Annotated in this window: 1 pseudogene; it reads right to left on the bottom strand. The window is 69.8% G+C overall.

The window, feature by feature from the left end:
- Positions 1-278: pseudogene (locus EOD29_RS31505) on the bottom strand (uracil-DNA glycosylase); the annotation flags it as partial.

Below are 278 nucleotides of genomic sequence, written 5' to 3'. Positions count from 1 at the left end.
CGGCGCCGAGCCGATCACCATGATGCCGCTGCCGGGGTCGCCGCTGGCAAAGATGGTCGAGCGGGCGCTGTGCTTGAGATTGCAGCCGTTGAAGGATTCGATTGCGGTCTTCAGCTCGCTGAGCGACCGTGCGGCTTCGGCGACGAAACGCGCCTGCTGCACGGCCTCGCCGTCCGGGATTGCCGGCTGCGGCCCGGCGGCCGGGGTCGGACGTGCTGCTGCACTCGGACGAGGCGATATCTGGCGCTGCCCAGGCGACGGACGTTGCTCAGCGGGAG

Source organism: Mesorhizobium sp. M1A.T.Ca.IN.004.03.1.1 (assembly GCF_003997555.1).
In the GTDB taxonomy this organism is placed as follows: domain Bacteria; phylum Pseudomonadota; class Alphaproteobacteria; order Rhizobiales; family Rhizobiaceae; genus Mesorhizobium.
The sequence above is the reverse complement of the archived record's forward strand: the minus strand, read 5'-3'. Positions and strand labels throughout refer to the sequence as shown.